This is a genomic window from Rubrivivax gelatinosus (genome assembly GCF_016583785.1).
Lineage (GTDB): Bacteria > Pseudomonadota > Gammaproteobacteria > Burkholderiales > Burkholderiaceae_C > Rubrivivax > Rubrivivax gelatinosus_B.
This window is the reverse complement of record NZ_NRRU01000156.1, coordinates 1-8133: the sequence shown is the minus strand read 5'-3', so window position 1 is coordinate 8133 and position 8133 is coordinate 1. Positions and strand designations below refer to the sequence as shown.

The following is an 8133-nucleotide window of genomic DNA, read 5'->3' as shown; positions in this document are numbered from 1 at the left end:
GCAGGCACAGCACGCCGCCGGCGAAATCGTCGGCCCCTGGACGCTGGTCGCCGAACTCGGCCGCGGCGTCGGCCGCCAGCAGGCGCGCGAGCGTGTCGCGGCAATGGCGGCGCGCGGGCGGCAGCGTCTGCAGGAAACGCTCGCGTTCGGCTGGCGCCAGTGCCAGCGCCTCGTCGAGCAGCGGTTCGATCTCGGCCCAGCCGGGCGCGTGTCCGGCCTCTTTCACGGGCTGACCAGGCTGTCCCAGAGCAGCGCGCGCGCCTTCTGCCAGTCGCGCTGCACCGTGCGCCGCGACTGGCCGAGCAGCTCGGCGCACTCGGTCTCTTCGAGGCCGACGAAGTAGCGCAGCTCGACGAGCCGGGCCAGGCGCGGGTCGTGCGCCTCCAAATCGGCCAGAGCATCGTGGACCTGGAGGTACTCGTCGTCGCGCCGCGCCAGCGTCGGCAGCTCGTCCAGCGGCACATGGGTCGCGTCGCCGCCGCGCTGCTGGGCGACGCGGGCGCGCGCGTAGTCGACGACGATCGAGCGCATCGCCGTCGCGGCATAGGCCATGAACTGCGGGTAGGGCATCTCCAGCCAGCCCGCCTGGCGCGAGAGCTTGAGCCAGCCTTCGTGCACCAGCGCCGTCGTGTCCAGCAGCGTCAGCGGCCCCGATCGCCGCAGGCGCTGGCGCGCGATGCCGCGCAGCTCGCGGTAGAGATCGGCGTCCAGCGTGGCTGGTGCATCGGCGTTCGGGTCGTGAGGGGGCTGCAGAGCGGTGGCGGGGTCGGGCATCGCGGGCAGCGGTGTGAGCATGTGAAACGGCCTGCCTATCTTGCCTGAAGCCGGTGTCTGGGCCTGGTGTGGCCATGCTTGTCCGACAGCCGATGGCCGGAACGTCGGTTGGCGTGTGCCGGCTGAGACAATTGCCCGATGTCTCTGGCCCGCCTGCGTGAACCGATCGCCGCCATCGCCACCGCCTCCGGCCGCGGGGCGGTCGGCATCGTGCGCGCCTCGGGCCCGGACCTGAAGCCGCTGCTGCTCTCGCTGTTCGGCCGCGAACTCGCGCCGCGTGCGGCGACGCTGCTGCCCTTCACGGCCGCCGACGGCTCGGTGCTCGACCGCGGCCTGGCGATCCACTTCCCGGCGCCGCAGTCCTATACCGGCGAGGACGTGCTGGAGCTGCAGGCGCACGGCGGCCCGGTGCTGCTGCAGCTGCTGCTGGCGCGGGTGCTGGAGGCCGGTGCCGGCATCGGCCTGCGCCTGGCCGAGCCGGGCGAGTTCACCGAACGCGCTTTCCTCAACGACAAGATCGACCTCGCCCAGGCCGAGGCCGTCGCCGACCTGATCGACGCCAGCACCGAGGCCGCGGCGCGTTCGGCGGCACGTTCGCTCGGCGGAGCCTTCTCGGCCGAGATCCACACGCTCGCCGGGCGTGTCGTCGAACTGCGCACGCTGGTCGAAGCGACGCTGGACTTCCCCGAGGAGGAGATCGACTTCCTCGAGAAGGCCCGGGCGCGCGAGCGGCTGGACGCGATCGAAGCCGCGATCCACGCCGCGCTGGCGCGTGCGCGCCAGGGCGCGCTGCTGCGCGAGGGCATGCGTGTCGTCATCGCCGGCCAGCCCAACGTCGGCAAGAGTTCGCTGCTGAACGCGCTCGCCGGTGCCGAGCTGGCGATCGTCACCGCGATCCCGGGCACGACGCGCGACCGCGTCGCCGAGACGATCCAGATCGAGGGCGTGCCGCTGCACGTCGTCGACACCGCCGGGCTGCGCGCCGACGCCGCCGACGAGGTCGAACGCATCGGCATCGGCCGCAGCTGGGAGGCGATCGAAGGCGCCGATGCGGTGATGTTCGTGCACGACCTGACGCGCCGTGGCGAGCCCGGCTACGAAGCCGCCGAAGCCGCGATCGCCGCCCGCCTGGGCACGGCCGACCTGCTGCACGTGCACAACAAGGCCGACGCCGCGGCGCCGCCGCAGGCCGAGGGCATCGTGCTGTCGGCCAAGGCCGGCACCGGGCTGGAGGCGCTGCGGCGCGAGCTGCTGCGCCGCGCCGGCTGGCAGCCGCAGGCCGAGGGCCTGTTCACCGCGCGCGCGCGCCACGTCGACGCGCTGCGGCGCACGCTGGCGCACCTGCAGCAGGCCCAGGCCCACGCCGCGCAGCGCGATGCCGCGCTGGATCTGCTGGCCGAGGAACTGCGCCTGGCGCACCAGGCGCTGGGTGAGATCACCGGGGAGTTCGGCACCGAGGATCTGCTGGGGGAGATCTTCGGGCGGTTCTGTATTGGCAAATAGCCAGCGCCCCGCCGCTCACAGCCCCTCGACCTCACCCCCGTGGGCGGCCAGCCAGTCGCGCCGCCGTTCGTAGTCGGGCATCGCGCGTTCGACACGCAGCCAGAAGCCGGGCGTGTGGTGCGGCTCGTGCAGGTGGGCCATCTCGTGCACCACCACGTACTCGGCGATCGGTGCCGGCAGCAGGATGGTCTTCCAGTGGAAGTACAGGCGCTGGCCCTTGCCGCACGAGCCCCAGCGGTAGCCCAGGTCCTGCACCCGCACGCCGGCCGGCTGCACCTCCATGCGCGCCGCGTAGTCTGCCGCCTTGCCCGCCAGCCACACCCGCCCGCGCTCGCAGTACCAGCGGACCATGTGCTCGCGGCCCTCGCCGGCAAGTGCACGCGGCATCACGAAGCGGCCGCCGACCAGCTTCACCGGGGCGTCGGCCTCGGCCACCAGGCGCAGCCGGTAGCTGCGGCCCAGGTAGGCGAAGCCCTCTCCGTCGGTGAAGATCTTGGGCGGCGGTGCCGGGCGCAGCGCGTCGCGGCGGGCGAGCTGCTTGTAAATCCACGGCCGCTTGCGGGCCACGAAGTCGCGCAGCTGTTCCTCGGTGGCGGCCGGCGGCGCGCACAGCCGCAGCGAGCCGTCGCGTTCGACGGTGATCTCCAGCACCCGCCGACGCGCGCTGCGCCGCAGGTCGAAGCTCAGATCGTCGACGACGAGCAGGGCCGGAGCATCGACCTCCGGCCCGGAGCCCGCCCGCTTTGGCCTGCTGGGGGCAGCGCTTGTGTCCTGAGGCCTCATGCCTTCATCAACTCTTCGTGGTTGGCCCGCGCCAACTGCATTAGCTTGTCGGTCAGAGCCTCGATCTGCGGCAACGGCAGCAGGCGCGAACGCATCAGCAGAGAGAAGATCGCCGCCGCCAGCGCGTCCTGCGCCGGCTGACGGTGCGGCATCCAGAGGTTGGCCACCAGCTCGCCGGCGATCATGTCGACCAGCTCCACCGTCAGGTCCAGCAGCCGCTGGCGCTCGGCGTCGGCCAGCGCGCGCTCACCCGCCGCGGCGTCGACGATCAGCCGCAGGAACGGGCCGTAGCGTTCAGGCAGGTCGGGCAGGCGCTCGTCGTGCGCCACCTGGCCGGCCCGGATCTCGTCGATCAGGCCTTGCAGCGCCTGCGTCAGCTCGTCCCACTGCTCGTCCAGCTGCCCCAGCAGCTCGCGCAGCCGCTCGCTGAGCTTGCGGTAGGCCACGGGGTCCTGGTCCATGTGCTCGCGGATGTGGGCGCGGATCGCGTGCTCCATCTCCGAGGCCTTGGCGCGGTCGTTCGGCTCGCGCGCCAGCTTGTTGCCGAAGTCGGCGTCGGTCAGCGACACCGGCGGGATCTTCGGGTCCACGCCCATCGAGACCACGTGGTCGTCGATCAGCTTGCGCACCTTGGCACCGACGTCCTTGCCCAGCACCAGCGTGTCGCGGTAACGGTTGCGCGCCCGGGCGTAGACGAAGGCCAGCGCCTTGGCGTCGCGCACGAAAGGCAGCCCCTCGTGCCGGGGCAGCACCACGTCCAGCATGTCGAGGAAGGCCCTGAGCTTGACCGTGAACTCGGCGCGCAGCCGCTCGTCGGCCAGCACCGCGACGCAGGCCTCGGGGTCGTCCAGACTGTCGATGCCGCGGCGGTGGAACAGGTCCACCACGCGCAGGTGCCGGTCGCGCAGCACCGGGATCTCGTCCTTCAGGCTCTGCAGCGCGCCGTCGACGTCCTCGGCGGCGTAGACGTTCAGCGCCTCCTTCAGGTGGTGCGCCAGCCCGAAGTAGTCGACGACGATGCCGAAGCGCTTGCCGTGCCCGGTGCGGTTGACGCGCGCGATGGTCTGCAGCAGCTCGGCTTCGCGGATCGGCCGGTCGAGGTACATCACGCCTTCGATCGGCGCGTCGAAACCGGTCAGCAGCATCGACTTGACGATCAGGAAGGCCAGCGGGTCGGCCTTCGCCGCATCGGCGTGCAGCAGCGGCTGCTTGAAGCGCTCGATGCGCGCTTCCTGCGCGGTGGCATCGGTCCAGGGCTTCCAGGCGGGGTCGTCGTTGTTGCCGCCGGAGATGACCGGCGTGAACTCCAGCCGCGCCAGCAGCTCGCGCTGGCGCCAGGCCTGCACACGTGCCTGCAGCGCTGCCGGGCGGGCGCACAGCGCCTCGTCGTCCAGAGCCTTGTCCTCGGGGCTCAGCGCGTCGGCCTCGGCCAGCAGCTCGGCGCGTGCCGTGTCGAAGGCGTCGAGGTAGCGCACCACCGCCAGCCGGCTGAAGGCCACCACCTGGGCCTTCAGGCCGTTGGGCAGGATGTGCGTGACGTAGTGGCGCAGCATGTCGCGCGCCTTGTCGCGGATGAGGTCCGGCGCCTCGAAAATCTGGCCCTTGGTGGCGTACTTCTGCTTGATCGCCTCCAGCTCCTCGGCCGTGTGCTCGCGGAACAGGTCCTCGAACAGCTCGTCCAGGCTGGCGCCATCCTTCACCGCGCCGTGCGCGGTGCGGCCTTCGTAGAGGATGGGCACGATGGCGCCGTCGGCCTCGGCCTCGCGGATCGTGTAGCGGTCGATGAACTCACCGAAGATCGCGTGCGTGCGCTTCTTGTCGCCCATCAGGATGGGCGTGCCGGTGAAGCCGATGCGCGCGCAGTTCGGCAGCCCGGCCATCAGCGTGGCCTGCAGGTCGCCGGCCTGGCTGCGGTGGGCCTCGTCGACCAGCACCAGGATGGCCTCGTCGTCGTTCAGCACCTCGGGCGGCGCCGGCTCGCGCGCCAGCACCCGGCGCGGCAGGTCCTCGGCCTTCAGCCCCGGCTCGCCGGCGGCGTCGCCGCGCTGCTTCTGGATCATCCCGAAGACGATGTCCGGCGCACGGCGGCGCAGCAGGCGCTTCAGGTCCTCGGCCGAGCCGGCGCGCAGCACGTTCTGGCCGGTCAGCGTCGCGGTCTCGGAGAGCTGGCGCTCGAGGTCGTTGCGGTCGGTGACGACCACCACCTTGAAGCGGCGCAGCTGTTCGTCGTGGCGCAGCTTGCGCATCAGGAAGACCATCGTCAGGCTCTTGCCCGAGCCCTGGGTGTGCCAGACGATGCCGCCGCGCCGGTCGTGCTCGCCATCCTGGCGCCGCGTGGCACCGGTGCGCAGGCGGTGCAGGGCGCGGTTCACCGCCCGGTACTGCTGGTAGCGGCAGACCGACTTGAACGTCTGCCCGCCGGCGCTCATGAACAGCGTGAAGTGGCGCACCACGTCGAGCAGGTTCGCCGGCCGCAGCAGCCCGGCCACCAGGCGCTGCTGTTCGGACAGCGACTCCTGGCCCAACGCCGCCGCCACCTCGGCCTCGCTGCCCTGGCCGTCGGCGCCGACCACCGTCTTCCAGGCCGCGTAATGGCGGAACGCCGCGCCGACGCTGCCGACACGCGCCTCGTCGAAGCTGGTCGCGACCAGCAGCTGGTTGGTGTGGAACAGCGGCTCGTTGCCCTCGTTGTCGGCCACCTCGCCGCTGGCGCGGCGCTGGTTGCTGTAGCGGCGCAACTGGTCCACCGCCTCGGCCAGCGGCTCGGGGATGCCGGGGCTCTTGCACTCGACGACGACCAGCGGGATGCCGTTCACCAGCAGCACCAGGTCCGGCACGATGAAGGCCTTGCCCCGGTTGAAGCCCGGCGGGCAGTCGACGCGGTACTGGTTGACGATGCAGAACTCGTTGCGCTCGGGCCGCGCCCAGTCGATGTAGTGCACGGTCTGGCCGCGCCCGCCGTCCCAGCCGGGCAGGCCCTCGACCGTCAGCCCGCCCAGCAGCAGCTCGGTGGCGGCGCGGTTGGCTTCCATCAGCCGGTGCGCCGGCAGCCGCGTCAGCGCGCCGACGGCCTGGCTCAGGCGCTCGTCGTCCAGCCAGGGCCGGCCCTCGGCATCGAGGTTCAGCGCGCGCAACTGGCGGCGCAGCGTGGCCTCCTGGATGACCTGGTGGAAGCCGGTGCGGCCGGTCGCCGCCGGGTCGTCGAGCTCGCCTTCGAGGTGCTGCCAGCCCATGCTGGCCAGCTGCGCCACGAACGGGCGCTCCACCTCATCCAATTCCCAGCCCATAAGCCTCCCCTGGCCTGTGCTAAGTGATTGATTTTTCTGGATTCACGCCCCGCGGTGTGGTTGCGGGCGCGTCCATAACTCATCCATAAGCGTCCATAAGTGCCTGGGGCTTGCTCAACCCTCGCCCGGTGAAGGCAGCGTGTAGTGGGCTCCTCGCCGTTCACCCTGCTGCACCAGGCGCCCGGCCTCCTTCAGCCGCCGCAGAAGGTCGCGCGCCTGCGGCGCGGTGAGCCGGCACAGCTCGACCACCTCGCTGCGCCGGATGCTGCCGTGCTGCCGGACGTAGCTCAGCACCAGCTGCTCGTGCTGCAGCGCGCTGAAGCCGGCCTGCCGCGTGTACGCCGCCTTGTCGCCGTCGGCCTGGTAGACCCCCGGCGCCAGCGTGTAGCTGCGCCCGCGCGCGGCGCCGTGGGCCTGCACCAGGCCGGCCTCCAGCAGCGCCTCCAGCGTGCGCCGAGCCTGCAGCGGCTCGCGCTGGATGTGCACCGCCAGCTCGTCGGTGGTCAGGCGCTTCAGCTCGCGCAAGGCGGCCAGCGCGATCAGGCTGTCGATCGGCAGCACCGTGCCGCGCCGGCCTTCCTCGGCTACCACCAGCTTCAGGAAGGCCTCGTCGGCGTCGACGGTGGCCAGCCGCAGCACCACGTTCTGCGCGTCGGTGCGGCGGTAGTCGGGCTCGGGCCGGCCGAAGCGCAGCATGCCGCGGTAGATCTTGTCGACGCCGCGGCCCGAGCGCTCGACCACGCCCACGCGCTTCATCGCGTCGGCCAGCGCCCGGTTGCGCGGGCGCGGCTCGGTCGTCAGCAGGTTGGCCAGCGTCACGCCGTCGACCAGGCCGCCGGGATTGCTGATCGTCAGCCCCGTGTCGTCGATGCGCACGTGCACCGCGCCCAGACGGTGGTAGTCGCGGTGCACCAGCGCGTTGGCCACGGCCTCGCGGAAGGCGCCCAGGTCCACGCGCGGCACCGGCACGCGGAACAGGCCGACCTGGATTTCGCGCTCGGGGTTGTAGGGGCGGAAGTTGGTTTCTAGCCAGTCCAGCGCCTTCAGCAGCGGGAAGCGCCGGAACTCGTTGAAGCCCACGGCCTCGGCCGCCAGCACCTGGAACGCGAACTCGTGCGTCGGCACCAGCTCGCGCAACGCCTGCTCACGGCCCACCAGCAGCAGGCCGGTGAGCGTGGGCACGCGGCTGCCGTCGGCCAGGCGGGTGCTGAGGCCCAGCGCGCCGTCCAGCGCCTCGTCGTCCAGCTCCAGCAGCACGCGGTCGCCGCCGTACTGCTGCACGCTCTGGCGCAGGCGCTCGCGCTCCAGCGGGTCCAGGTCTGCCAGCGTGGCGCCGGCCACCGGCTGCGCCGACACGTCTGCCAGCCCGAAGTGCGCGGCGCGGCTGGCGCGGTCGTGCGGCAGCATCGCGGCGCACTCGGGCGTGCCGTCGTGCTTCAGGCGCCGGCGCAGGTAGACGCCGGCGGTCGTCGCCACCTCGCTGTGGCCCTTGGGCACGAGGATGCGGGCGACGTTGACGCCTTGAACCTCCACCGCCGTGACGCCGACCGCCACCGACGGCGAGGTGCGCGCGGCGATCAGCCCGCCCAGGCCGCCCAGGTTGCGGTGCTCGGCATGCAGGCCGGTCGGCGTGCCGTCGTCCTCGACACCCAGCCACAGCTCGCCGCCCTCGGCGTTGGCCAGCCCGACCACCGCCTCGACGAGGTCGCTGTCGGACAGGCGCTTGCGGTCGCTCTTGAACTCGACCGTCAGCGATTCGCGCGGGGGCAGCGGGGGCGGGGTCATG

General features: G+C 72.2%; 6 protein-coding genes. 1 reads left to right on the top strand and 5 read right to left on the bottom strand.

Translation table 11 applies throughout. From position 1 onward, the window contains the following. Both CKO43_RS24200 and CKO43_RS24195 read right to left on the bottom strand, forming a co-directional pair. Window positions 1-226 (bottom strand): hypothetical protein (locus CKO43_RS24200; RefSeq protein WP_200380255.1); only part of this gene is annotated, 226 nt, incomplete at its 3' end. Then, window positions 223-774: an ECF-type sigma factor gene (locus CKO43_RS24195; RefSeq protein WP_200380254.1), complete on the bottom strand. Its 552-nt coding sequence runs from the start codon at window positions 772-774 to the stop codon at window positions 223-225. The genes CKO43_RS24200 and CKO43_RS24195, both read right to left, overlap by 4 nt. Window positions 775-912: 138 nt before the next feature. Between CKO43_RS24195 and mnmE the strand changes: the two genes are divergently transcribed. Beyond that, window positions 913-2277 carry a tRNA uridine-5-carboxymethylaminomethyl(34) synthesis GTPase MnmE gene (gene mnmE / locus CKO43_RS24190; protein ID WP_200380253.1) on the top strand — a complete coding sequence of 455 codons (1365 nt, stop codon included), beginning with the start codon at window positions 913-915 and terminating at the stop codon, window positions 2275-2277. 15 nt (window positions 2278-2292) lie between these two features. Here the strand turns inward: mnmE and CKO43_RS24185 are convergent, their stop codons facing one another. From CKO43_RS24185 to CKO43_RS24175, 3 genes are all read right to left on the bottom strand, one after another. Beyond that, on the bottom strand, window positions 2293-3060 hold the full coding sequence (locus tag CKO43_RS24185) for a M48 family metallopeptidase (protein WP_200380252.1): 768 nt from the start codon (window positions 3058-3060) through the stop codon (window positions 2293-2295). Next, window positions 3057-6347 (bottom strand): type I restriction endonuclease subunit R, encoded by a 3291-nt coding sequence (locus CKO43_RS24180; protein ID WP_200380251.1) that lies wholly within the window; start codon window positions 6345-6347, stop codon window positions 3057-3059. The genes CKO43_RS24185 and CKO43_RS24180 overlap by 4 nt, the downstream gene beginning before the upstream one ends. Window positions 6348-6461: 114 nt before the next feature. Further along, the coding region (locus CKO43_RS24175) for an ATP-binding protein (protein WP_200380250.1) at window positions 6462-8133 on the bottom strand (1672 nt) is incomplete at its 5' end.